The 24,594-nt window shown below is 68.1% G+C and carries 21 protein-coding genes; 9 read left to right on the top strand and 12 right to left on the bottom strand.

What is annotated here, in order from left to right; genetic code table 11:
- Nucleotides 1–169: 169 nt before the first annotated feature.
- Nucleotides 170–2,131, bottom strand: a complete 1,962-nt coding sequence (locus AC1D1S_RS01560; RefSeq protein WP_476943231.1) for a primary-amine oxidase — start codon at nucleotides 2,129–2,131, stop codon at nucleotides 170–172.
- A 118-nt stretch (nucleotides 2,132–2,249) separates the two neighbouring features.
- Between AC1D1S_RS01560 and AC1D1S_RS01565 the strand changes: the two genes are divergently transcribed.
- Nucleotides 2,250–2,849 carry a TetR/AcrR family transcriptional regulator gene (locus AC1D1S_RS01565; protein ID WP_243180605.1) on the top strand — a complete coding sequence of 200 codons (600 nt, stop codon included), beginning with the start codon at nucleotides 2,250–2,252 and terminating at the stop codon, nucleotides 2,847–2,849.
- 126 nt (nucleotides 2,850–2,975) lie between these two features.
- The gene (locus tag AC1D1S_RS01570) at nucleotides 2,976–3,947 is read left to right on the top strand and encodes an AraC-like ligand-binding domain-containing protein (protein ID WP_476993566.1); all 972 of its coding nucleotides are present in this window, start codon (nucleotides 2,976–2,978) and stop codon (nucleotides 3,945–3,947) included.
- A 9-nt stretch (nucleotides 3,948–3,956) separates the two neighbouring features.
- On the opposite strand, the gene AC1D1S_RS01575 is transcribed toward AC1D1S_RS01570, so the two are convergent.
- Nucleotides 3,957–5,513 (bottom strand): APC family permease, encoded by a 1,557-nt coding sequence (locus AC1D1S_RS01575; protein ID WP_476993567.1) that lies wholly within the window; start codon nucleotides 5,511–5,513, stop codon nucleotides 3,957–3,959.
- Between the two features lie 349 nt (nucleotides 5,514–5,862).
- On the opposite strand from AC1D1S_RS01575, the gene AC1D1S_RS01580 reads away from it, so the two are divergent.
- Nucleotides 5,863–7,272, top strand: coding sequence for an aldehyde dehydrogenase family protein (locus AC1D1S_RS01580; RefSeq protein ID WP_243180602.1), 1,410 nt, complete (start codon nucleotides 5,863–5,865; stop codon nucleotides 7,270–7,272).
- 21 nt (nucleotides 7,273–7,293) lie between these two features.
- Here AC1D1S_RS01580 and AC1D1S_RS01585 read toward each other — a convergent pair whose 3' ends face one another.
- Entirely contained in the window at nucleotides 7,294–9,456 is a 2,163-nt protein-coding gene (locus AC1D1S_RS01585) for an elongation factor G-like protein EF-G2 (protein ID WP_243180601.1), read from the bottom strand.
- A gap of 91 nt (nucleotides 9,457–9,547) precedes the next feature.
- Nucleotides 9,548–9,946, bottom strand: coding sequence for a hypothetical protein (locus AC1D1S_RS01590; RefSeq protein WP_243180600.1), 399 nt, complete (start codon nucleotides 9,944–9,946; stop codon nucleotides 9,548–9,550).
- A 347-nt stretch (nucleotides 9,947–10,293) separates the two neighbouring features.
- Between AC1D1S_RS01590 and AC1D1S_RS01595 the strand changes: the two genes are divergently transcribed.
- Nucleotides 10,294–10,719 (top strand): hypothetical protein, encoded by a 426-nt coding sequence (locus AC1D1S_RS01595; protein WP_476993568.1) that lies wholly within the window; start codon nucleotides 10,294–10,296, stop codon nucleotides 10,717–10,719.
- A 113-nt stretch (nucleotides 10,720–10,832) separates the two neighbouring features.
- On the opposite strand, the gene AC1D1S_RS01600 is transcribed toward AC1D1S_RS01595, so the two are convergent.
- The 6 genes from AC1D1S_RS01600 to AC1D1S_RS01625 form a co-directional block, all read right to left on the bottom strand.
- Nucleotides 10,833–11,255: a heat shock protein transcriptional repressor HspR gene (locus AC1D1S_RS01600; RefSeq protein ID WP_028275425.1), complete on the bottom strand. Its 423-nt coding sequence runs from the start codon at nucleotides 11,253–11,255 to the stop codon at nucleotides 10,833–10,835.
- 15 nt (nucleotides 11,256–11,270) lie between these two features.
- Nucleotides 11,271–12,254, bottom strand: coding sequence for a DnaJ C-terminal domain-containing protein (locus tag AC1D1S_RS01605; RefSeq protein WP_243180598.1), 984 nt, complete (start codon nucleotides 12,252–12,254; stop codon nucleotides 11,271–11,273).
- Nucleotides 12,255–12,521: 267 nt separating this feature from the next.
- Nucleotides 12,522–13,193 carry a nucleotide exchange factor GrpE gene (locus AC1D1S_RS01610; protein ID WP_028275424.1) on the bottom strand — a complete coding sequence of 224 codons (672 nt, stop codon included), beginning with the start codon at nucleotides 13,191–13,193 and terminating at the stop codon, nucleotides 12,522–12,524.
- 2 nt (nucleotides 13,194–13,195) lie between these two features.
- Nucleotides 13,196–15,058 (bottom strand): molecular chaperone DnaK, encoded by a 1,863-nt coding sequence (gene dnaK, locus AC1D1S_RS01615; protein ID WP_223915273.1) that lies wholly within the window; start codon nucleotides 15,056–15,058, stop codon nucleotides 13,196–13,198.
- 362 nt (nucleotides 15,059–15,420) lie between these two features.
- Nucleotides 15,421–15,897 (bottom strand): hypothetical protein, encoded by a 477-nt coding sequence (locus AC1D1S_RS01620; protein WP_476993569.1) that lies wholly within the window; start codon nucleotides 15,895–15,897, stop codon nucleotides 15,421–15,423.
- Between the two features lie 91 nt (nucleotides 15,898–15,988).
- Nucleotides 15,989–16,786, bottom strand: a complete 798-nt coding sequence (locus tag AC1D1S_RS01625; protein WP_476943236.1) for a TetR/AcrR family transcriptional regulator — start codon at nucleotides 16,784–16,786, stop codon at nucleotides 15,989–15,991.
- Nucleotides 16,787–16,910: 124 nt separating this feature from the next.
- Between AC1D1S_RS01625 and AC1D1S_RS01630 the strand changes: the two genes are divergently transcribed.
- Nucleotides 16,911–17,873: an NAD-dependent epimerase/dehydratase family protein gene (locus tag AC1D1S_RS01630; RefSeq protein WP_476943237.1), complete on the top strand. Its 963-nt coding sequence runs from the start codon at nucleotides 16,911–16,913 to the stop codon at nucleotides 17,871–17,873.
- Nucleotides 17,874–17,898: 25 nt separating this feature from the next.
- Here AC1D1S_RS01630 and AC1D1S_RS01635 read toward each other — a convergent pair whose 3' ends face one another.
- Nucleotides 17,899–20,133 (bottom strand): MMPL family transporter, encoded by a 2,235-nt coding sequence (locus tag AC1D1S_RS01635; RefSeq protein WP_243180595.1) that lies wholly within the window; start codon nucleotides 20,131–20,133, stop codon nucleotides 17,899–17,901.
- A gap of 226 nt (nucleotides 20,134–20,359) precedes the next feature.
- On the opposite strand from AC1D1S_RS01635, the gene AC1D1S_RS01640 reads away from it, so the two are divergent.
- Nucleotides 20,360–20,920 carry a MarR family winged helix-turn-helix transcriptional regulator gene (locus tag AC1D1S_RS01640; protein WP_243180594.1) on the top strand — a complete coding sequence of 187 codons (561 nt, stop codon included), beginning with the start codon at nucleotides 20,360–20,362 and terminating at the stop codon, nucleotides 20,918–20,920.
- Nucleotides 20,921–20,935: 15 nt separating this feature from the next.
- Here the strand turns inward: AC1D1S_RS01640 and AC1D1S_RS01645 are convergent, their stop codons facing one another.
- Nucleotides 20,936–22,300, bottom strand: a complete 1,365-nt coding sequence (locus tag AC1D1S_RS01645; RefSeq protein WP_476943239.1) for an APC family permease — start codon at nucleotides 22,298–22,300, stop codon at nucleotides 20,936–20,938.
- Between the two features lie 140 nt (nucleotides 22,301–22,440).
- On the opposite strand from AC1D1S_RS01645, the gene AC1D1S_RS01650 reads away from it, so the two are divergent.
- From AC1D1S_RS01650 to AC1D1S_RS01660, 3 genes are all read left to right on the top strand, one after another.
- The gene (locus tag AC1D1S_RS01650; RefSeq protein WP_243180592.1) at nucleotides 22,441–23,256 is read left to right on the top strand and encodes a methyltransferase domain-containing protein; all 816 of its coding nucleotides are present in this window, start codon (nucleotides 22,441–22,443) and stop codon (nucleotides 23,254–23,256) included.
- A gap of 129 nt (nucleotides 23,257–23,385) precedes the next feature.
- Nucleotides 23,386–23,838, top strand: a complete 453-nt coding sequence (locus AC1D1S_RS01655; RefSeq protein ID WP_243180591.1) for a hypothetical protein — start codon at nucleotides 23,386–23,388, stop codon at nucleotides 23,836–23,838.
- Between the two features lie 171 nt (nucleotides 23,839–24,009).
- Nucleotides 24,010–24,561: a dihydrofolate reductase family protein gene (locus tag AC1D1S_RS01660; protein WP_476993570.1), complete on the top strand. Its 552-nt coding sequence runs from the start codon at nucleotides 24,010–24,012 to the stop codon at nucleotides 24,559–24,561.
- Nucleotides 24,562–24,594: the final 33 nt, after the last annotated feature.

The following is a 24,594-nucleotide window of genomic DNA, read 5'->3' on the forward strand; positions in this document are numbered from 1 at the left end:
TGGCGAGCATGAGCACGTTCAGCCAGGTCCCGTGCTGGTTCCCGGCGGCCAGCCACAGATGCGCGAGGCACGACGCCGCGGTCACGGCGGCGCAGATCCGGGAATGGAAGACGACGCCGGCGAGGCCGGCCCGGCGGCCCAGCCTGGCTGCGACACTCACGGCGCCGGCCTAGCTGTGGCAGTGTGCGCCGGCGTCGCCCTCGCCATGGCAGCTTGAGGACTGTTGAGCGTTGGCCGGCACGTCCAGCACGGGGCTCCGGTCGAAGAAGCCCTCGGGGCGGAGCTTGAAGCCGACCGTGTCCACCGGCATGATGGGCCAGTCCTCGATCCGGGGGAAGTGGGTCAGGCCGAAGGTGTGCCACACCACGATGTCCTGGCCGTCGATGTCGCGGTCCTGGGCAATGTAGGCCGGCAGGCCTGCTCCCCCGGCGTGCTGGTTGACGAAGTCCCCCGTGGGGTACCGCTCCTCCTCCGCGAACCGGGTGACCCACAGGTCCTTCGTGGCAAAGGCCGCGCGCCTGGCGATGGAGGACTCCGGATCTGCCAGGAGAGTGGGCTGGCCCTGGGCATGCAGCTTGTAGCCCACGGGTTCGCCCAAGCGGTTGCGTGATTCCGGGTTGGAAATGATCCAGGTCCGGCCGCTGCGCGCGTCGGCTTCCCGGACGGCTTCCGACTCGCGCGCCAGGACAGTCCGCTTCCGGGAGAACGCGTTGCCGCGTTCGTTGCCCTCGCCCATTCCCTGGCGGACCACGTCTTCTTCTTCGACCCGGTTGGTGAGGCCGTCGACCGCCATATCGAGACGGGCGCTGAACAGGTGCTGGTGGTACGGCGCGCCCAAGCCCGGGGCGAGCTGGGAGATGTTGGCCGAGCCGCCTTCGGGGTAGGCGGAGGTGAAGACGACGCCGGTGGCCTTGGCCTCGAACTCGATGGTGCCGTCGAGGTAGAGGTACCAGTAGAAGCCGTAGTCGTAGTTGCCGATGGTGGTGAAGAACGAGATCACCAGGCGGCGGTTGCGGCGGGTGTAGTTGATGCCCGTCCAGAGGTCGCTGTGCTTGGCCAGGATCCCCCAGTCTTCCTCGTGCATGCAGATGCCGTTGCGGATCTCGCGGGGGTTGCCGAAGGCGTCACTGATGACGGGGCTGAGGTAGGTGATCTCGCCCAGGCAGTCGCAGCCCAGTTCCAGGGAGTTGGCGTACTGGCCCACGAGGTATTCGCCGGTGTCGAAGTAGTTCTGCCACGACCGGATCGGCGACGGGTCCCCGTACGGGACCACCATTTCGGCGATGGATGCGCGGTTGATGATGGGACGCAGGCGGTCGCCGTCCTGGAAGGCAAGGTTGTGCAGCACCACCCCCTCGCGGACGTCGAAGCCGACGTCGACACTCCACTTTTCCCATTCAACGTGGTTGCCGCCGGTGACCGTGAAGCTGGGCCCGTCCGGCTGCGTGATGTTGATCGGCTTCTGCGTGGTGCGCATCGGGCCGGTGAGCTCCGGATCGGTGTAGTTGCCGTGCTCCGCGGGAATCGGGACGGCGCCGGTGTCCAGCACCTGCGTCACTTCCTGGCTCACGACGTCGACATATGCCACGAGCCCGTCCACCGGGTGCGCCCAGGCGCTGTCCTCGGGGAAATCCTGCACGAAGGCCAGACCCCGAAGGATCCGGCGGCCCCTTTCCTCCGGGTACTCGAAGACGCCGGCGGACAGCGGGGCAACGCGGACCTTGCTGACGTCCAGACCGCGGCTGGCGAGGGCCTTGAGCCAGCGCTCGTCCGTGGCCAGGAGCTGTTCGACGACTTCGAATTCCTCCTCCAGAACCGGGAGCTCGCCGGTCACCGCCGTGTCCAGCTCGACGGCGGAAACCACCGTGCCGCTGGAGACCGAAACGGTCACATCGGCCGGCCTTCCCCCTGCGGCATCGTGCAGGAAGACCCGGAACCGCCGGTCCTCACTTTCGGCCGGCGCGTTCCGGGCGGGGTCCAGCAGACCGAGGTACGCGATGCGCCGGGTCTCGCCCAGCAGTCCCGCGGCACGCAGGATGCCCTGGACCGCGGTGATTTCGGCGCCCGTGGCCAGGCTGTAGCGGCTGTACGGACTAAACGAGGTGCGGGTGTCAGTTTGTGCGGTCATCATGACGGCCTTCGTTCGGTGACCTTTGCAGGTCAGAGCTTTATTTTCTATAGTTGTAGAGAATACGGAAATGTAAGCTGTGCCACAAGAGTCCGACGCAAAATATTTGGGGAGCTGTCCGGTGCCAAAGATTGTCGACCACGACCAGCGGCGGCTTGAACTCGTCGACGCCACGTGGCGGATCATCGCCCGGCTCGGGATTGAAAGTGCCACCATGCGGGAAATTGCCCTCGAGGCAGGCTTCGCGAACGGCGCCCTCAAGCCCTACTTCCCCACCAAGGATGACCTGCTGACCTTCGCGTTCGGGCACGTCTTCAACCGCACCAACGAGCGCATCGCAGGAGTCACCGCCGGGCAGGCCGGACTGGCGGCCCTGCGGTCGTTTTGCGTCGAGGTGCTGCCGTTGGATGAGGAACGGATCAACGAGGCCCGGATTGTCATCCCGTTCTGGCAGAAGGCCATCAACGACCCCGGCAAGGCCCGGATCCACCGCGATTCGATGGAGCAGTGGCTTGCAGCGATGCGCCAGTATCTCGCCGAGGCCCGGCACGCCGGCGCCGTCACTACTACCGTCAGCGACGCCGCCCTGGCCGGGCAGCTGCTCAACCTCCTCCTCGGCGCGCAGATCGCGGCGGCACTTGCCCCGGAAGGCCAGGTGGAACTCGGGCTGAACGAGCAGCTGGAGGGCTTCCTGACCCTGCTGGGCTGCCAGGCCCGGTAACTGGGCCCGGGCGATCTTTTTTCGCCGGTTGTCGAAAAAAGATGACAGCGGCGGGCTGCGGCGCTACCCTGAAAGGACTGTGTCCCATGACAGACTCCCAGAAATACGACGGCGTCAGGATCTCCTATGACCGCAGTTGCAGCCCGCCCTCCGCTCGGTCCCACGGGACAGGACGTCCGAACCAGCACGGCAGAATCCTTCGACCACTGGCGGCACCTCGTCGCGGAATCCTTCGTTCCCCTGGCCGCCTCGAGCGCAAATGCGGACAACTTCCACGGCCGCTTACGGGCCCGCAGGCTGGACCGCGTGGCACTCGTCGAGGTCTCCTCCACAAGCCATGAGGTCCACCGCACACCGGCGCTGATTGCGCAGTCCAACCAGCGCTATTTCAAGCTCAACCTCCAGCTGCAGGGCACCGGGCTCCTCATCCAGGACAACCGCGAGGCAGTCCTGCATCCGGGCGATCTCTCCATCTATGACACCAGCCGCCCCTACACGCTTGCCTTCGAGGGCGACGCCCGGCTCATGGTGCTGATGTTTCCCTGGGACGCACTGTCCCTGCCGCCGGAGTGCATCGCACAGCTTTCGGCCGTGCGTTTGGCCTCCGACGGGGGCCTCGCCGCGATCGTCGGGCCGTTCATTGCCCACCTCGCGGAGAACCTGGAGGCGCTCAGCGGCCCCAGCGGATCGCGGCTGGCCACCAACGCCCTTGATCTCGTCTCCACGATGCTGCATTCGGAACTGGACATGTCCCCCGACCGTATGAAACCCCAGGCCCTGTTGGCGGCATCCGTCCGCGAGTACATCGATGCCCACCTGGCCGATCCAGTGCTGTCACCGGCGTCCATCGCGGCGGCCCATTTCATCTCCACCCGGCACCTGCACAACGTCTTCCATGAATCCGGGACCACCGTGGCGAGCTGGATCCGGACCCAGCGGCTGGAGGGGGCGCGCCGCGAACTGCGCGATCCGCTCCTGGCCGGAATGCCGGTCGGAGCCGTGGCCGCGCGCTGGGGCTTCCTGGATGCGGCCCATTTCAGCCGCTCCTTCCGGGATGCCTTCGGTGAGTCCCCCAGTGACTGGCGGCGCGGCGCCTGAGCCTGGCCTTCACCCCCTGCCGAGAGCACCTGCTGTCGTCAGCACCGCCGTTGTCGGCGCCGCGGAAACTACAAAGGCAGAGGGGGGGGGGGCGGGGCGGTGCGTGACCCCTGCGCGCGCGGCCCTGCCCTCCACGGCAATTTCCACCAGCACACCGGCGGTAAACACTATGGGTACGGTCAGCAGCAGGCCCACGGCCGTTTCGGCACTGCCGCCGATCAGAGCGGTGAAGTTGATGATGACGAGGGACAGGACCCAGCCAAGCAGCAGGGTGGCGAGCACCGGTGCCACCGCGGTCTGCCAGAGCTGGCCGGGCACCCTTTCCCGCCGGAAGTACGCGACGACGGCCAGCGAACAGAGCATGTAGAGCACCAGGAGCGCGGCCACGGCCAGCCCGCTGAACCAGGAAAAGAGGGTGAGGACAGGATCCAGGGACAGCACCGCGAACGGCGCCACGAGCAGGAAGGCGACCACGGTCTGGATCCGTGCAGCGACGGCGGGCGCTTTGTGCCGGTTGGTCCGGGCCACTCCGCGGGGCATCGACCCGCGCAGGGCCAGCGAATGGAGGTAGCGGTTGATGCCGTTGTGGAAGGCGATGATGCCGGCCAGCAGGGAGGTCACGAGCAGCATGCCGGTGACCGTTCCGGCCCACGGCCCGAACAGCTCCACCATCGGCGTCAGCACGAACGCGGTGGAATCGCCCGATTCGAGGGCCGCGCCCGCGGCGTCGATGACGTGCGAGGGTCCGTAGTAGCTGACCAGCATCCAAGAAATGAAGGAGAAGAAGACCGCGATGACGACTACCGAGAGGTACGTGGCCCGGGCTACGGTGCGGTGGGCGTCCTTGGCCTCGGCCGAGTAGATGGCCGTTGATTCGAAGCCGAACATGGAGGCGACGGCGAACATGATGGCAACGCCCGGGGCGCCTGCGCCGATCGCCGCGGGAGAGAAGGACGCCGCCAGGCTGATCCCCTCCGGCCCGCCGCCCCGCAACAGCACGGTGAACCCGAACATGAGCAGGATGGCGACCTCCAGGCCCACGAGCACCGCCAGGACCCGCGCCCCGAGTTCGATGTTGAGGGAGCCCAGCACCTGCACGCCCGCCATGGTGATGGCGGCCAGAAGCCACCAAGGGACCACGATCCCGGCAGATCCGAGGAGGCCCGAGAACGCCGCGCCGTACAATCCATACATCGCGGCCTGGACCGTGCTGTACGCGAGGAGCGCGAGCCACGCCGCTCCCGCGCCGACCTTGCGTCCGAAGGCGGCGGTGACATAGGCGTAGAAGGCACCGTTGGCCTGGATCTTCCGGCTCATGGCCACGAAGCCGACCGCGAAGATCACGATGACGATGCCCACCACCAGATACGCGCCGGGGGCGCCGGCGCCGTTGCCGAGCGCTGCGGCCAGGGGTGATGCCCCGACGATTCCGGTCAACGGCGCCTGGGCTGACAAAACAAAGAAAAGAATGCCCATGACGCCGACGCTGCCGGCACGCAGCGCGGTGGAGTGCTCCGTGCGGGGGCTGGATTCTGCGGTCCGGGAATCTGAATTTGAAATACTCATCGGATCCTTCTTAACGGTCATGAGTCTGGGGAACGGCGGTCTGGGAAATGGGGGTGCGTTGCACCGTGAAATCCAGCATGGCAGGTGGCGCCCGTCACGCTTTTGTCGCTGAGCGACCGGTTGTTGTTCCTGAGCGTAGTCAGCACCAGGGCCGTCGCCGCCTGCACGGCCGGCCGGACGCCCTCCGGTCCGCAGCCTCGGGAAATTGCTTTCGGTGTTCCGTTCGCTCCCGCACAACAGCTCTTCGCGGATAGACAAGCCCCCCGGCCCCTCGCCGGAGCACGCTTGAAACAGCACTCTTAGGCCGCACCGGCCGCGTTCTCTGACCTACTCGATGTGGAGTACCCCCATGGAAACCTACGACGCCCTACTCGCCTCGATCACCCCGGTGGCCGGGGAAACCCGCACGATCTTTGACCCGGCCACCGGACAGCCGGTCGGCGAAGCACCGGTCCACACCGTTCAGGACCTCGAAGCCGCCATCGCCGCCGCAGCCGCCGCGCAGCCGGCCTGGGCTGCACTGGGCCACGACGCCCGGTCCGCCGCGCTGCTCAAGGCCGCCGACGCCGTCGAACGCTCCGCCGAGGAACTCGCCCGCCTGCTCTCCCGCGAGCAGGGCAAACCGCTGAACGGCCCGAACGCCCGCTTTGAGGTCGGCGCCTGCGCCGCCTGGCTCCGCGTCGCCGCCGGCACGCCCCTGGACCCCGAAACCGTGGTGGACGACGGCGAAACCCGCGCCGAACTGCACTACCGGCCCATCGGCGTCGTCGGCGCGATCGGCCCCTGGAACTGGCCCATGATGATCACCGTCTGGCAGCTCGCCCCAGCCCTGCGCATGGGCAACGCCGTCGTCATCAAGCCGTCCGAATACACCCCGCTGTCCGTCCTTGCCCTCGTCGAAGTCCTCAACCAGGAACTCCCCGAAGGCCTCCTCACGGCGGTCTCCGGCGGCCGTGACGTGGGCGAGGCCCTGGCCGGACACCCCACGATCGGCAAGATCATGTTCACCGGCTCCACCGCCACCGGCAAGGCCATCATCAAATCCTCCGCCGATACCGTCAAACGCCTCACCCTGGAGCTCGGCGGCAACGACGCCGGCATTGTCCTGCCCGACGCCGACCCGAAGGCGATCGCCGAGGGCCTGTTCTGGGGCGCCTTCATCAACACCGGCCAGACCTGCGCGGCGCTCAAGCGCCTCTACGTCCACGCCGACATCTATGACGCCGTCTGCGAGGAACTCACCACCGTCGCCCGGGCCATGCCCATGGGCAACGGACTCGACGAGGCCAACGTCCTGGGCCCGCTGCAGAACCGCCAGCAGTTCGACATCGTCGCCGGCCTCGTCGGGGCAGCCCGCGACTCCGGCGCCAGGATCCTGCTCGGCGGCAACCCGGAGAACGACCAGCCCGGGAACTTCTACCCCGCCACCCTGGTCGCGGACATCGCCAACAGCAACCCGCTGGTCGCGGAGGAGCAGTTCGGCCCCGCCCTGCCGATCATCCGCTACGGCACCGTGGACGAGGCCATCGTAATGGCCAACGCCGTCGACGTCGGCCTCGGCGCCTCGGTCTGGTCCTCCGACCCCGCCGAAGCCCGCAAGGTGGCGGCCCGGCTCGAGGCCGGCACCGTCTGGATCAACAAGCACGGCGCCGTGGACCCCCGCATCCCGTTCGGTGGCGCGAAGCAGTCCGGCTACGGACTCGAATTCGGTGTCGAAGGCCTCAAGGCCCTCGGCGTTCCGCAGGTCATCAACGGCTGACGCTGCACTTAGCAGGGGCCATCAGCGCAGCGCCTGCGGCACTGGTTCGTGCCGCAGGTAGCTGCGCCGGAACCGGCCGCTGCCGGCGGTCAGGGCCCGCAACTCCACCGCGTACCGCAACAGTTCCTGGTCCGGCACCTCGGCGCTGATCTCGGTGCCGTCGGCGCCGGCGGAGGTGGTTCCGGTCAGGCGTGCCCGCCGGGAGGACAAGTCGCTCATCACGGCGCCCACATGGTCCTCCGAAACGCTGATGGTCACGGACGAGACCGGTTCCAGGAACTGGATGCGGGTTGCCCCGGCCGCCTCCCGGAGAGCCAGCGCCCCGGCCGCCTGGAAGGCAGCATCGGAGGAATCCACGCTGTGCGTCTTGCCGCCGATCAGCGTTACCTTGATATCCACTACCGGGAACCCGGCCGAGACGCCTTTCTGCATCTGGGCCCGCACGCCCTTTTCCACCGAGGTGATGAACGGCCCGGGAATCACGCCGCCAACGGTCTTGTCGACAAACTCGAACCCGCCGCCACGGTCAAGCGGTTCCACCTCGATGTCGCACACCGCGTACTGGCCGTGGCCGCCGGATTGTTTGACGTAGCGCCCGTGCCCGGCGGCCGGCGCGGCAAACGTCTCCCGCAGCGGCGTGATGACCGGGACGCTCTGCAGGTTCACGCCCTGGTCCCGCAGCCTGCCCAAGACGACGTCGGCGTGCGCCTCGCCCATGCACCACAGGATCAGCTGGTGGGTTTCGGAGTTGCGTTCCACCCGCAGCGTCGGGTCCCCGGCCGTGACCTTCCCCAGGTTCCTGGCCAAGGCGTCCTCGTCGCCGTGCGTGGCGGCTTCGATGGCGACCGGCATAAGCGGGTCCGGCATGTCCCAGGCGGCCACCAGCAGCGGCAGCTCCTTGGCCGAAATCGTGTCGCCGGTCTCGGCGGTGCCCAGCTTGGTCAGCGCGCAGATATCCCCCGCGACGCAGAACGGCACTGGCCGCAGTCCTGATCCCAGCGGCGAGTAGAGGTGGGTGACCCGCTCGTCGCTGTCGTGGTCCTCGTGGCCGCGGTCGGCCATTCCGCGGCCGCCCACATGGATGGCGGCGTCCTCCCGCACCACGCCGGAGAAGACGCGCACCAGGCAGACGCGGCCAAGGAACGGGTCGATCGTCGTACGGACCACTTCACCGAGCAGCGGGCCGTCGGGGTCGCAGCCGAGCGCCCCGGCGGGCACCCCGTCGAGGTCGGTCGCTGCGGGGACGTCGCGCTCCCCCGGCGTCGGAAACGCACGCACCAGGACCTCGAGCAGTTCCGACAGGCCGAGTCCGGACTCCGCCGAGGCCGGCAGCACCGGATGGAAGGACCCGCGGGCCACCGCCGTCTCAAGATCGGTGATCAGGACGTCGGGGGCGATTTCCTCGCCTCCGAGGTAGCGGTCCATGAGCGTCTCGTCTTCGCTCTCGGCAATGATCCCTTCGATCAGCGCGCCCCGTGCGGACTCCGCGGCGGCGAGTTCGACGCCAGTCGCGGCCCGGGTGGCCGGCGCCGGTTCCGCATCACTGTAGTCGGAGACCGTGCCGGTCAGCAGTCCCAGCAGCCCGGTGACGGGACCGTCGGCGGGGACCGGCAGGTAGAGCGGAAGGATGGAGTCGCCGAATGCCAGGCGGCAGCGGGCGATGGCGGCGTCGAAATCCGCGCGCGGATGGTCCAGGCGGCTGATGACCACGGCCCGCGGCATCCCGAGCCGCTGGCACTCGCTCCAAAGCGCCGTGGTCGCTGCGTCGACATCGTCGGTGGCCGAGACGACGAACAGCGCCGCATCCGCCGCCCGGAGCCCTGCCCTCAGCTCGCCGATGAAATCCGTATAGCCCGGAGTGTCCAGGAGGTTGACCTTGATGTCCCCCACCATCACCGGCACCACCGCGAGCGCCACGGAGCGCTGCTGCGCGATGGCGGAAGGATCCGAGTCGCTCACCGTAGTGCCCTCGGCGATCGAGCCCTTGCGGGTGATGGCTCCGGTGGCGGCAAGCAGTGCCTCGGTGAGCATCGTTTTTCCGGAACCGGAATGCCCCACGAGTGCCACATTGCGGACCTTGTCCGGCTGTTCCGGCGGGGCGACGCCGTTGGCGTCTGCCCGCCGGAGGTCAGACGTACCCCGGACCGGTCCCCTTGACTGCGTCTTGGCGCCTTTCGATGGCATGAGAACCTCCCGGCGTCGCATCCACTCGTGCCCTGCAGGGCCTTGTGTTAAGGATTGGACACCCTGGGACGCCCGGACAGCAAGGTCTTTTTCAGGCCGTGGCCGGAGCAACCAGGGACCCGGAGGCTGCCCGGTTCCGGAGCCAACGGCCCAGGGCCTTGCCTTTGCCCTTCCACCAGCTGTCCTCGTCGCTGCCATAGTGCCACCGGAAGATCACAGCGACCATGACGAACACTCCGGCCGCGACCTCGGGCCAAGAGCCGGAGGCGGCATCGAGGAGCACGCTGATCGCCATGACCAGGATGGAAGGCAGCGCAAGTGTCCGGAACCACGTGTTGGCGACGTACCGGCTGCGGGATCGCGGCACGGAGACCGCGCGGACGAAGTCGAAGCACAGGCAGACGACCACCAGGGCCTGCCCCAGGGACATCAGGATGTGCCCCGGCAGGGAGCCGGCAAACAGCACGGCCGCCTGGAGCCCCGGGCTCACGGCGTGCCCGTCAAAGCAGCCGGCCGTGAAGAATCGGCAGTGGACGGATCATACTCGGTTGAATCATGCATGCGATGCCCCCCGGCGTCTACGCTGCTCCTGCGCTGGCTCCGCGCCCGGGCTTCCCGTAGGAGCTGTAGGCGTGTCATGCCAGCCTTTTCTGACACTCCAATTCAACGCGCGGAATGGGCATGAAGTCACGCAAATGAGGTACCCGACTATCGGATGGTCGGGTACCTGATTGCGTTCCGGTGTACTCGGTTCGCTCCTGCCGCTACTTGCCCCGGCGGATTCGCTCCACAGCCCGCCGGCCGGCTGATCGGGCAAAAAACAGACTTCTTGCTCCGTTGCTCCTGGTCGGCACACCTGCCCGGCACCAAGCCAAGGGCGAACTCGTCAAGAATCCGCTCCTGACCGTCATCAAGAATGTGGTCAACACGGGCGTCCCGTTCATGGTGATCCTCGTATATATCATCGGGTTGCCGATCCTGCGCGACATGCTCGCCGGCGCCCAGGGCGCCTGGTTCTCCGAGCTGTTCCCCGCCAACACCCGGACCTCCGGGGCATCCATCGGATACCAGTTCTCGGCCGCAATCTCCGGCTTCATCCCCCTCATCGCAGCAGCCACGGCCGCGGCCTGGAGCTGGAGCGGCGTGGCAATCGTCTACATGGCCTGCGGAGCCATCGGACTCATCCCCGCCCTGCTCACCAGGGAAACCTGGGGAAACAGCGAACGCGCCGCCGTCGACCAGCTCATCGCCGCCAGCAAGTAGGCCACGGCAGCCCCCCACCGGACGGAACAACAGGACGGAACGACAGGACGCAACAACAGCTGTGCCCGGGACCACTGGTCCCGGGCACAGCTGCGTGTCCTGGCCGATGAGTCCTAGCCCATGCCCCTCGGCCGCCACACTACCAGCGCCTGCGACCGCGCCTGCGGACGCTTGCCGCGGGCCAGGCTGACGACGTCGCCGGCGGTTCCTGCGGCGAAGATCCGCGAATCGGCCCCTTGGCGGCGCCGGCCCAGCTCCTCAGTCAGTTCGCCGACCCGGCGCTGCAGGGCGGCCACCTGGTTCTCCAGCTGCAGGATCCGCTTGATGCCCTCGAGCGAGACCCCCTCCTGGGAGAGCCGCTGGACCTCGCGGAGCATGTTCACATCCCGCTGCGAGTAACGCCGCGACTTGCCCGGGGCACGGCTGGGCGAAACGATGCCCAGACGGTCGTACTGGCGCAGCGTCTGCGGGTGCATGTCCGCCAGTTCCGCGGCAACGGAGATGACGAAGATCGGCTGGTCGAAGTCGATGGCCATGGCTGGATCCCGTTCCTAGAGCCGGGCCTTGGCTGTCAGGCCCGCGCGGACGTCCTCATTGGCGGTGGCCGTGGCGAAGGCCTTTACGGCCTCCTCCGCTTCCTTGTTCAGCTTCCGTGGAACAGCGACGTCGATCGTCACCAGCAGATCGCCGGTGGCTTTGGCGTGCTTGACGCCGCGGCCCTTGACACGCAGGGTCCTGCCCGAGGGCGTCCCTGCCGGAACCCTGACCTTGACCGTGTCGCCGTCGATCGTCGGAACCTCGATGTCGGCGCCCAGGGCCGCCTCCGGGAAGGAGACCGGGACGTGGATCCGGAGGTTGTCGCCGTCGCGGACGTAGAATTCGTGCGGCTTTACCGAGACGGTGACCATGAGGTCGCCGTTGCCGGCGGGGGCGTACTGCCCCTTGCCGCGGACGCGGACCTTTTGTCCGTCCTTGATGCCGGCCGGGATGCGGACGTCGATGATCTCGCCGTCCGGTTCACGCAGGCCGATCGTGGTGCCGCGGATGGATCCGCCGAATGAGATCGAGGTCGACGCGGTGCGGTCCGAGCCCTTCTGCGGAGCCCGTTGGAAGGACTGGCCCCCGCCGCCGAATCCGCCGCCGCCGAAGAGATCTGCGAACTCGGGCGGAATGCCGCCGGCCGTGCTGTAGCCGCCGGAGTGGCGGCCTCCGCCGCCGGTAAAGAGGCCGCCGAAGAGGTCCTCGAAGCCAGCTCCGCCGCCGGCCCCGCCGCTTCCGCCAGGGGCAAAGCGTGCGCCGCCGCCCATGGCCCGGATGGCGTCGTACTGCTGGCGCTCATCGGGGTCCGAGAGCACGGAATACGCCTCGGAGATGTCCTTGAACTTCTTCTCCGACGCGACGTTCCCCGCGTTGGTGTCCGGGTGGTGTTGCCGGGCAAGTTTGCGGTAGGCCTTCTTGATGTCGGCGTCGGAAGCGTCCTTGGCGACACCAAGGATCTTGTAGAAGTCCTTGTCCACCCAGTCCTGGCTAGCCAATGGCGTTTCCTTTCAAAAGTCGTGCAGAGTGCGTTTCGCAGATGATGGGCCCCCGCCCCTTCGCGTGGTGGCCTGGTCCTGACGGACCAAGCCACCACGCTCCGACAGGCCCGATGCCATTCCCGGGGCCCATCATCTGCTTCGCGCTGTTTCTCAACTCACTTTAGGCGAGCAACACGCTGGCGCGGAGGCCGGATAGGGGGCGGCGGTGTGGAGGGCACCGCGAAGCGGGCACCGCCCCCTATCCGGCGGAGCGCCAGAGGCAACCTACGCCGGTACCGCCACGATCACCTGGGCCGCGCGGAGGACACGGTCGCCGGACTTGTAGCCCGAGCGCAGCACCTGGCTGACGGTGTCGATTTCGATATCCGTGCCGGGCTGCTGGATGAGGGCCTCGTGGATGGTCGGATCGAACTCCACGCCGGTCTCATCGATGCGGACCAGTCCGTACGTCTTCAGCGCAGCCTCCAGTTTGGCGGCGATCGCGGCGAAGGGGCCGTCCGCGAGGTCGCCGTGCTGGCGGGCGGCGTCGACGTCGTCCAGCACCGGGAGCAGGGAGTTCAGGACGCCGATGACGGCCATCTCCCCCGCCACGGCCCGGTCGCGTTCGACGCGCTTGCGGTAGTTGACGTACTCGGCCTGCAGCCGGCGGAGGTCATTCCTGAGCTCCTCCGCCGCGGCCGCGTCAACGCCCTGGGCTACAGATTCCGCGGCGGGCACCTCAACACTGTTGAGGATGTCCTCTGCCTGGGACAGGGCGTCCCCGGAGTCTGCCGCGGCAGCGGCGTGATCCTGGCCGGGGTGGCGGGCCTGGCCGGTCTTCGGATCAACCTTGCGGTTGTCGTGGATCACCGGCTTCTGCGGCTCGTTCTCCTGCTGTTCCGCGTCGCGCCGGCTCTCGGAAGAACCGTGCTCTTCTTCGTTACCGTGGTGCGGCATGATTACTTCTTCTCGTCTTCGTCAACGATTTCGGCGTCGACGATGTCCTCATCGGAACCGGCTGCCTGCTCGCCTGCGGGGGCACCCTCCGCGCCGGTGGCGCCGTCGGGGGATCCGGCGTGGGCATAGATGGCTTCGCCGAGCTTGCTCTGGGAAGCCTGCAGCTTCTCGAACGCGGTCTTCACGGCGGCGTCATCGGTGCCTTCGAGGGCCTTCTTGAGCGCGTCGACGTCGGCCTTGACCTCGGTCTTGACCTCTTCGGGCAGCTTGTCGGCGTTGTCAGCGATCAGCTTGTCCACGGAGTAGGCGAGCTGCTCGGCCGTGTTGCGGGTGTCGGTTGCCTCGCGGCGGGCCTTGTCCTCGGCTGCGTGCTCTTCGGCGTCGTGGACCATGCGGTCGATGTCTTCCTTGGACAGCGCGGTGCCGCCGGTGATGGTCATGGACTGTTCCTTGCCGGTGCCCTTGTCCTTCGCCGAAACGTGCACGATGCCGTTGGCGTCGATGTCGAAGGTGACCTCGACCTGCGGAACGCCGCGGGGGGCCGGCGCGATGCCGGTCAGTTCGAAGGTGCCCAGCGGCTTGTTGTCGCGGGTGAACTCGCGCTCGCCCTGGAAGACCTGGATGGCCACGGACGGCTGGTTGTCATCCGCGGTGGTGAAGGTTTCGCTCCGCTTGGTCGGGATGGCGGTGTTGCGCTCGATCAGGTGCGTCATGATGCCGCCCTTGGTTTCGATGCCAAGGGACAACGGGGTGACGTCGATCAGCAGCACGTCCTTGCGCTCGCCCTTGAGGACACCGGCCTGCAGGGCGGCGCCGACGGCGACGACCTCATCGGGGTTGACGCCCTTGTTGGGCTCCTTGCCGCCGGCCAGTTCCTTGACGAGGTCGTAGACGGCCGGCATGCGGGTGGAACCGCCGACGAGCACGATGTGGTCGATCTCGGAGAGCTTGATGCCGGCTTCCTTGATGACGTCCTGGAACGGCTTCTTGGTGCGGTCCAGCAGATCCTTGGTGAGGTCCTGGAACTTGGCGCGGGTCAGCTGCTCGTCCAGGTGGACCGGGCCGTCGGGGGTGACGGACAGGTACTGGAGGGAAACGTTGGTGCTGGAGGAGGAGGAGAGTTCCTTCTTGGCCTGCTCCGCGGCTTCGCGGAGGCGCTGCAGGGCGATCTTGTCCTTCGTGAGGTCGATGCCCTTGACCTTGAGCTGGTTCAGCAGGTATTCAACGACGCGCTGGTCCCAGTCGTCGCCGCCGAGGTGGTTGTCACCGGCGGTGGCGCGGACCTGGATGGTGGAGAAGTTGTCCTCATCCTTGCCGACCTCCAGGAGGGAGACGTCGAAGGTTCCGCCGCCGAGGTCGAAGACCAGGATGAGTTCGTCTTCCTTGCCCTTGTCCAGGCCGTAGGCCAGGGCGGCCGCGGTGGGCTCATTGACGATGCGCAGGACGTTCAGGCCGGCGATTTCTCCAGCCTCCTTGGTGGCCTGGCGCTGGGCGTCGTTGAAGTAGGCCGGCACGGTGACTACGGCGTCGGTGACCTTTTCACCGAGGTAGGACTCGGCGTCGTTCTTAAGCTTCATGAGGATACGGGCGGAAATTTCCTGCGCCGTGTACTTCTTGTCGTCAATGGCGACGGTCCAGTCAGTGCCCATGTGGCGCTTGACGGACGCGATGGTGCGGTCAATGTTGTTGACGGCCTGGCGCTTGGCGATCTCGCCGACCAGGACCTCGCCGGACTTGGAGAAGGCAACAACCGACGGCGTGGTGCGGCCACCCTCGGCGTTGGCAATGACGGTGGGCTCGCCACCTTCGAGAACGGAGACGACGGAGTTAGTGGTTCCGAGGTCAATACCTACTGCACGTGACATGGATTGTTTCCTTACTTCCTAGGAATCTTGCGGAGATGGCCGCGGACCCGCAGTGGCTCTAACCGCAAGGGCTCTAACCGCAGTGGGTCCGACCGTTATTGAGCGATCTACACTCAACTTTACCCAGAGGGAGACATAAGTCAATTTAAAGTTGAGCGAAGTCGACTCAACTTTGCTTTCCAGTCCCGCCCGCGGCAGCTCCCCGCCGCCTAAATTCCCCTCAATCCAGCCCTTCCGGCGCGTCCCGGGCGGCGTTTCGCCCTGCGCGAACCTGCACCCTGGGCGCAGGGGCACAGGGGCGCAGACCATGGCAGGGGACCAGCCGGCACCCGCGCCGGCTGGTCCCGCCAGCTTTGGTCTCGTTAGTTGTCGCCCCGAGCGGCGTCGCCGTCGGCAGGCTCTCCCGTTGCAGGCCGGGCGGATCGCTCGGGACGGGACGTACCGGCGCTCCCGTAGTCACCTTCGGGGTATTCACCTTCCTCGGCGACGCCGGCCGACTCACCGGCGACGCCGGCGGGCTCACCTGAGACCCCGCCCTCGCCGTAGTCGCCCTCGGGATAGTCGCCTTCCACGTCGCCGACGACGGCGGCTCCGGCCACGCCGGCCTCGCCATAGTCCCCCGCCGCGTACTCCCCCTCGACGGCGGTGGGCGGGAGTTGGCCGGCCGTGCCGGCGGAGCCGTAGTCGCCCTCAACGTATTGCCCCTCAGGTGCCGCGGCCTCTGCCTCAACTTCCGCGGGACCGGCATCGACGTTCCGCGGCGCCGCTTCTCCGGGGACATTCTCTTCAGGCGTGTTCTCTGCCGGCCTGTTCTCTTCAGGCCTGGTCTCTTCAGACATGGATGGATCCTTCCTGGACGCATCTGGCGCGCCCGTGCGGGCGCAGGGGCAGTCTATCGAGCGCCACGGCAGGGCAACAGGGGAACCTGCTTTACCGGGCAGCGCCGGCCGCCGGCAGGCCCGCGACGTCGGCCAGCACCGCGAGGTGGTGGCCGAAGAGCTCCTCCCGGGCAGTGAACGTGCCTGGGCCGTACTGGCCGAAAACCTCGAAACTGACGGCGCCGAAGAGTGAGGTCCAGGCCAGTGCGCCGCGGGCCAGGAGGTCATCCGGCACCGCCAGGCCGAACTCGGCGCGGATTTTCGCCAGGTCCCCCGCCAGTCCGGCGGCCATGGCAGGACCCCGCCGGCCGGTCGCGGCGAGYCGCCCGGCCCGGAAGGCGCCGTCGAGGATTCCAATTAAGGCCGTAATCACCCTCGTCCCGGGGCCGGTGGTCCGCTCCGCCGGGGCCTGGTAACCGGGCACCGGACTGCCAAAGAGCAGGGCGTAGCGCGATGGCTCGCGCAGCGCCCAGTCCCGCACCGCGCCGCCCAGCGCCGCGAAGCGCCCGCCGAAGTCTTCCTCCGGCACGGCCCCGACGGCGGCATCCACCGCATCGCCAAGTTCGTTGTACGCATCAATCAGCAGAAGGGTCAGCAGCTCCTCGCGGCTCTCCACGTAGCGGTAGACCGCCGAAGAGACGACCCCGAGATCACGGGCCACGGCACGGAGGGACAGCGCGGCGGCCCCGTGCAGCGCCAGATGCTCCCGGCCCAGGCGGACGATATCGGCCACCGTCTGGGCGCGGGCACGGTCGCGCGGGGTGCGCAGGCGCACCGCCGCCGGGGCCGCTCCGGCCGGGCCGGCCGCAACGCCGGAGTCTGTCGCGCCCGCAATCCTGTCCTCTGGCATGAGTCCAGCATTCCACATCCAAGAGCACTGACAACAAATGTGAGCACTGCTCTTGACTTGTCGGCAGCGGCGTCGCATCCTGAATGGGAGAGCACTGCTCTCGTTATTTGAAAAGGAGATCGGAATGTCCCAACCTGCACCCTCCGGGCACCAACCGTCCCGGCTCCACGTCGTCACAGGGGCCGGGCCGGTGGGCTGGACCGTCTCCGAACAGTTGGCAGCGGCGGGACACCGGGTGCGCCTCCTGACAAGGTCCGGCAGCGGACCCGCCCACCCGCTGGTGGAACGAGTGTCGATCGACGTGTCCGAGCCCGCCCGGCTCGGCGAGGCCTTCCAGGGCGCCGCGGCCGTTTTTCACTGCATCCACGGCTCGCGGTACAACGCCGAGGTGTGGGCCAGGGAACTCCCGGCCGCCGAGCTGAATGTGCTCGCCGCGGCGGGCGCAGCGGGCGCCATCGTGGTCTTCCCGGAAAGCCTGTAYTCCTACAGCACCCCGGAAAACATCATGACCGAGGACAGCCCCCGGCAGGCGCAGGGCGGCAAGCGCGGAGTCCGGACCGCACTGCTCGCAGCCCGGGCGGCCTCCCCCACCGCCACCGTGAGCATGGTGGCCGGCGATTTCTTCGGGCCGCGGGTCCGCAACTCGCACGCCGGCGAGCGCATGGTCCGGCCCGTCGCGGCCGGCAAGCCAATGCAGGTGATCGGGCGGGCGGACCAGCCGCATTCCTTCACGTACGTTCCGGACCTCGCGGCCGCCATGATTGCGGCGGCTGACAGGCCTCAGGTGTGGAACCGGGTATGGCATGCGCCCACCGGACCTGCACTGACCCAGCGCGAGATCGCGGGGGCATTCGCCAAGGCGGCCGGCGCCCGGGCACCGCGTGTCACCGGAGTTCCCGGGTGGGCGGTGAGGGCAATGGGAGTGTTTTCTCCGGATATGCGGGACCTGGCCGAGACCCTGTACCAGTTCGAGCACCCCTTCGTCACGGATTCCATGGCGAGCCAGGCTGCCCTGGGGCTGACACCGACCCCGCTGGACGAGGCAGCCGCCGCCACCGTCGCCTGGTGGGGGGACCAGGGACAGTGACGGCGGCTGCGGTCTTCGGTTCCGCCTAGCGGACCCCGGCCTCCTCGTTTTCAGCCGGATCTGCCTTCGGATTTTCGGCGGGCAGCGTGGCCCGGGCGCCATCGCCGGCCACGGCCCCGCTCCCGGGCCGGCCGAGCTTGCCGGGCCACCAAAGCCGCGGGCCGATGTCGTAGGCCAGCGCGGGCACCAGCAGGGAACGGACCAGCACCGTGTCCAGCAGGACGCCGAACGCGACGATGAAGGCGAGCTGGACCAGGAACATGATCGGGATGACGCCGAGGGCCGCGAACGTGGCCGCCAGGACCACCCCGGCAGAGGTGATGACCCCGCCTGTCACTACGAGGCCGCGCAGGATGCCGGCCCGGGTGCCGTGCTTGAGGGATTCCTCCCGGACCCGGCTCATCAGGAAGATGTTGTAGTCGACGCCCAGTGCCACGAGGAAGACGAAGCCGAACAGGGGCACCGTCGCGTCCGCGCCCGGGAAGCCGAAGACATTGTTGAACACGAAGGCGGAGACGCCCATCGCCGCGGCATAGGACAGCACCACGGAGGCGACCAGCAGGACCGGCGCGAGCACCGAGCGCAGCAGCAGCATGAGGATGACCAGGATGACGCCCAGGACCACCGGGATGATGGTGACGAGGTCGCGCTGGGCAGTGGTGTTGGTATCCAGCGCCGTGGCCGTCACACCGCCGACCAGCACGCCGCTGTCTATCTTCTTCAGGTCCTGGCGGAGCGACACCACGGCGTTTTCGGCCTCGGCGGAGTCCGCGGCGTGGTTCAGCGTCGCGTTGATCAGGACCTTCCCGTCCCTGATTGCGGGGGCAGCCGGTGCGCCCGGGGCGCCGGTGATGACCGGGGCGCCGCCTTCGGCCAGCAGATAGGCGTCTCCGACGCCGTCGCTGGTCTGCAGTTTCGCCAGAACCTCTTGGGCGTTTGCCTCGTCGGCCACGATCACCGCGGGGCTGCCGGACCCGGCGTCGAAGTGCCGGCCCAGGGCATCCTGCCCGTCGACGGCGTTGGAGGCGGTGAGGATGACGTCGGTCTGGGCGACGCCGTTGGCTTTAAGCTGCAGGACGCCGGTAGCGGCTACCAGGAGCAGCAGCACCGAGGCGACCCAGACCGTGCGCGGCCGGCGGGATACGAGCGAACCGGTGGCCCGCCAGAGTCCCTTCTGGCCCTCGAGGCCGGTGACCAGTTCCGGTTCCCGATCGGTTTCCGGGAGCAGCTTGGGCCTGAACGGCCAGAACGCGGCCCGGCCCAGCAGTGCCATCAGGGCCGGCAGCAGGGTCAGGGCGGCGAAGAGCGCGCAGAGGATGCCCGCCGCCGCCACCGGGCCGAGGGCCTTGTTGGAGTTGAGGTCGGAGAACAGCAGGCAAAGCAGCGCGATGATTACGGTGGCGCCAGAGGCCAGGATCGGTTCCCAGGCCGCCTTCCATGCGGTGACGGCGGCGGCCGTCCGGTTGGTGGTGTGGGTCAGGGCTTCGCGGAACCGGGCCACATACAGCAGTGCGTAGTCGGTGGCTGCGCCGATGACCAGGATGGACAAAATGCCCTGGCTCTGGCCGTTCAACTGGATCCAACCGGCCTTGGCCATGCCGAACACCAGCAGGATCGCGGCGCACAGCGCGAAGACCGAGGTGAACAGCACCATGACGGGCAGCAGCAGGGAGCGGTAGACAATCAGCAGGATCAGGAACACGGCGCCCAGGGCCACGAGCAGCAGGATGCCGTCAATGCCGGCAAAGGCACTCACAAGGTCCGCGGTGAGCCCGGCCGGTCCGGTGACGAAGGTCTGCATTCCGGCCGGCGCGGAAGCCCGGACCTCGTTGCGCAGTTCTTTGACCACCGTTTTCACTTCCGCCGAGGAAGCAATGGGCACCACGAACTGGACTGCCTTGGCGTCCTCGGAGGGGATGGGACCGATCACCGTGCTCCCGGCCTGCAGGGCCTCCAGCTTGCCCTTGAGGGCCGCGGTCTCGCGGAGCTGGGCCGGAGTGAAAGCGGAGTCACTCTCAACCACGATCACTGCCGGGATCTCCTTGGAGTCCCTGAACTTGGCCTGCCAGTCCGCGGCCTCGGTGGCCTCGGCTCCGGCGGGAAGGAACGATGCCTGGTCATTGGATGACACCTCGCTCAGGCGGCCGAATGTAGGGCCGCCGACGCCGGCGATGGCCAGCCAGGCCAGGACGAGCACTGCGGGGACCAGCCAGCGCAGCCAGAACGGGACACGGGTCGCCGCGGACGAAGTCGTTTTCATGTTTCCTTCCAGGGTGCGCCTCGGAGTGGGAGCAGAGATCAACTCCATAGTAGACTATCTCCATCATAGAGATAACCCATCGGCCGGGGCACCGGAGGAGAATAGAGACAGCCGGCGTCAGGCCGCTGCGCAGACCCTGCAGTAGACTCCCGAAGGCGCCGTCGACAGCGCCGACCTGCCGCGGTCAGACCGCCGGGGCAGGATCAAGGGACGAAGGAGGTCCGCCGTGTCAGCCGAATCCCCGGGCCTATCCGAAGACGCGGCCTCGCCCAGGAACACAGTCCCGCCCGAAGCCGCCGGTCCGCCGCCCCTCGTCCGGCTCCTGCAGGAATTCACCCTCGAAGCCAACCGCTATGTGGACTCCGCCGGCGGCCGCAATGACATGCACCGCACGGACCTCAACGCCCTCGCCGTCATCATGCGGCACGCGGCGCGGGACCAGATTGTCACTCCAGGGGTGCTGAGGAAAGAGCTGAACCTCAGCTCCCCGGCCACCACCGCACTGATCGACCGGCTCCACAGTTCCGGCCACGTGGTCCGTGAGCGCGAGGGCGCTGACCGCCGCCAGGTGCAGCTGCGCATGACGCCCAAGGCCTACCGGGACGGCGGCGCAATGTTCCTGCCGCTGGCCCGCCATATGGGTGCAGCCATGGCGAACTTCACGCCGGAGGAACTGGAGATCGTCACCCGGTTCATGAACTCCATGATCGATGCCACTGTCCGGGCGGGCGAGGAAGCGGCCCGCGGCCCCGGGCCGGAGCAAGCGCCGGGGCAGCGCCCCGGCTGAATCGCGGCCCGGACGTCACGGATGGGCGGCGGTTTGCGGCCGGCGACCGGGGAGCGCCTCCGCCAGTGCAGAAGGCGCCGTTTCCGGCATCGTTTCCTGTTCTGGGGTCCCGCCAAAGCGCCTGCCGACGCCGACGGCGGCCGCTGCCAGTGCCAGCGGAACCCCCAGCGCCCAGCCGCTGAAGATCAGGACGGCCACCATGACCCCGGCCGCCACGATTACGCCGTACCAGGCAACGGTCCGCGGCTGCAGCAGCCGAATGCCGGCCGCCAGCCCAAACGCGGTGACGGCCGTGAAACACGCCGAGGCCGCGCCGATCTGGAACTGCATGTCGGTGAGTCCGGCGACGGCGGCAGCGAAGGACAGCAAGGTCAGGACGGCCAGAGTTGCCAGGCTTGCGGCGGGTACCTGTCCCCGCCCGGCACCGCGTGCAAGCGCGGGCGGCAGCACGCCGTCGGACGCCAGAGCAGCCCCGAGCCGGCTGGCCCCGGCCACGAAGGTGTTGATGGGGCCGAACGTCAAAACCGCCGCCGCAACCGCGGTGAGCGGGGCCGCCAATGAGCCCAGCCCTTTCTCCAGCAACGCCGCGACGGGCACCGCAGTAGCGGGCAGTTCCGGGCCGAGGACGGCCACCGAGGCGGCGACAACGCCAATGTAGACCGCGCCCACCACAATCAGCGTGAGCCACGTGGCCCGTCGGAGATCGCGCCCGGGGTTCCGGAACTCACCGGCCAGGTGCGAGACGGCTTCCCAGCCGGCGAAGCAGAAGAACAGCAGGCTCGCGGCACCGCCGACCGCCCAGTAGCCGTGCGGGGCGAAGGGCTGGAAATTTTCCGCATTGGCGTGCGGTGCCGCGAGCACGACGGCGAGCGCGAGCAGTGCCACCAGCAGCACCATGAGCGCCAGTTGCATGCGGCTGGAAACCCTGATGCCGACGGCGTTGCTCGCGAAGGCGGCCAGCAGGATCACCGCCGCCGCGAGGACTGCGGTGTCCCGGCCGCCGCCGGCAGCGTGGGCGATGTAGTTGCCGCCGATCACGGCCGTAGCCGGGGCGCCGAAGGGGATCGAAAAGTAGAAGAGGTACCCGGCCACCACCGAGGCGCGGCGACCAAAGGCACGCTTGACGAAGTGGGCGATCCCGCCGGCGTCGGGCTGCTGGCGGCTCATTTCGGCGAAGCTGAAGGCAACGGGAACGCAGAACACCAGCAGGACGGCCCAGGCCAGGAGCGACGCCGGGCCGGCCTCCTTGGCTGCGATGGCGGGAAGCACCAGGACACCCGAGCCCAGGATCGCGCCGACATAGATTCCGGTGGCCCGGAACAGGCCCAGTCCGTTGCCGGCGCCGCTGCCGCTGCCGTCATTTTTTCTGTTGACTTTCACCCCTCCATTCATCCGTAGAATCACCGGCGCCGGAAGCGGCAAAACTGACGGCCACCCGCAAAAAACTGCCTGCCGCCGCGCCTGCTGACCCGCAGTCGGGGGTCCACCCTTTTCCGGGCGAGGGAGGGTAGCGTTCCATTATGAGTGCGCAGCAGCCTGACGATGTGTACACGCACGGCCACCACGAGTCGGTGGTCCGTGCCCATGCCTCCCGCACGGCGGAAAACTCGGCAGCGTTCGTGCTCCCGCATCTGATGCCCGGGACCTCCGTCCTCGACGTCGGCTGTGGGCCTGGCAGCATCACCTGCGACTTCGCGGAGCTGGTGGCGCCGGGCAGGGTCACAGGCTTGGACCGCTCCCCCGACATCATCGCCCAGGCCGCGGCCCTCGCCGTCGAGCGCGGCGTGGACAATGTCGGCTTTGCCGCCGGCAACATCTACGACCTCGACTTCCCGGACGAATCCTTCGACGTCGTCCACGCCCATCAGGTCCTCCAGCACCTCACGGACCCGGTCGCGGCGCTGCGGGAGATGCGCCGGGCGGCCAAGGCAGGCGGGATTGTGGCGGTGCGCGACGCCGACTTCCACGGCATGAGCTGGTACCCGGCCATCCCCGAGCTCGACGACTGGATGGAGCTCTACCAGCGAATCGCCCGTCGCAATGGCGCCGAGCCCGACGCCGGCCGCCGGCTCGTGTCCTGGGCGCAGGCCGCCGGCTTCACGGATGTGGCGCCGTCCAGCAGCAACTGGCTCTACGCCACTGGGCATGAGCGGCGGTGGCAGGCCCGGGTGTGGGGCGAGCGGGTGCTGCATTCGTCCTTTGCCGACCAGGCGCTCGAGTACGGCCTGGCCAGCGAGGCGGACCTGGCCCGGATTTCCGCGGGCTGGCACCGGTGGGGCTCCACCGACGACGGCTGGTTCCTGATTCCCAACGGCGAGGTCATCGCCCGGGCGTGAGCGGCGGCCAGCGGTCACAGCACCGGCACAGCCCGCCGAAAGTGCAGCCATAACTCCGCGCCTGAGGCTGGGTACAGGCCGAATCCTCGGCCGGCCCGGAAGCCCGGGCCCCAGCAAAGGAGTTTCACCATGGCAAAGATCAACAAGACCACCGCGGGCATCATGCTCGCTGCGGTGATCGGCGGCGGCGCCATCGGCGCATCGGCCATCCCCGCGATGGCTGCCGATTCCACCGGCAGCTCGTCCTCGACCCGGGCCACCGACGGCTACGGCACCGGGGGCCAGCGCGGCCCGCACCAGGCCAACGGAAAGACGGAGGAGGTCCTCACCGGCGACACCGCCACGAAGGTCGAGGCGGCGGTAAAGGCCGCCCAGCCGGATGCGACGATCGAGCGGATGGAGACCGACGCCGACGGCGCCACCTACGAAGCCCACATCACGAAGGCGGACGGCACGCGCGCCACTGTCCTGCTGGATGCGAACTTCACGGTGACCGCAACCCAGGAAGGCCAGGGCGGCCCCGGCGGCGGCCATGGCGGCCCCGGGGACACCGCCACGGATGGCTACACGTCCAACGGCTAACCCTTAGCGGGTCTTGGGCGCGCCCTTGCACGCCCAAGGCCCGCGATCCTGGCGGCACGGCCGGCCTCCGGGGCATTCACCGTCGCGTTGCCGGCAGCCATTCCCTGCTTCCGGGTCTGCGGATAGGGTGCATTAGACATCTGCACTGGAGACCACGGCAAGGAGAAACCCATGCGCAAATTGACGGCCGGCCTTTTCTGMTCTGTGGACGGCGTGGTTGAAGACCCGTTCAAGTGGCAATTCGACAGCTTCGACGAGGAGCTCGGCGCCGGGATGGGCGAGATGATGGGCCGGATCGACACTGCGCTCCTCGGCCGCGTGGGCTACGAGCAATGGGCAGAATACTGGCCCAACGCCGAAAGCGACGCGGACTTTGCCGGATTCATCAATCCGCTGCCGAAATTTGTCGCGTCCCGGACCCTGACAGGCGAGCTGGAATGGCAAAATTCACGCCTGATCGAGGGCCCGCTGGAAGACTTCGTCGCGGCCCTGAAGAACAGCGACGGCGGCGAAATCGGGATCTTCAGCAGCATTTCGCTGGTCCACCAGTTACTGTTCGCCGGGCTGCTCGACACCTTGATGCTGATCGTCCATCCCGTGATCGCCGGCAGCGGGCGGCGGCTGTTCAACGACGGCGATGCCCTCACCCGGCTGGAGCTGCAGTCGTCCCAGCAGACCAGCAAAGGCAACATGATTCTCAGCTACGGCCTCCGCCGCGACTGACTCCCGTCATCAATCGGACCCGCCACGGCCGGG

The organism is Arthrobacter sp. P1_A5 (assembly GCF_056406825.1).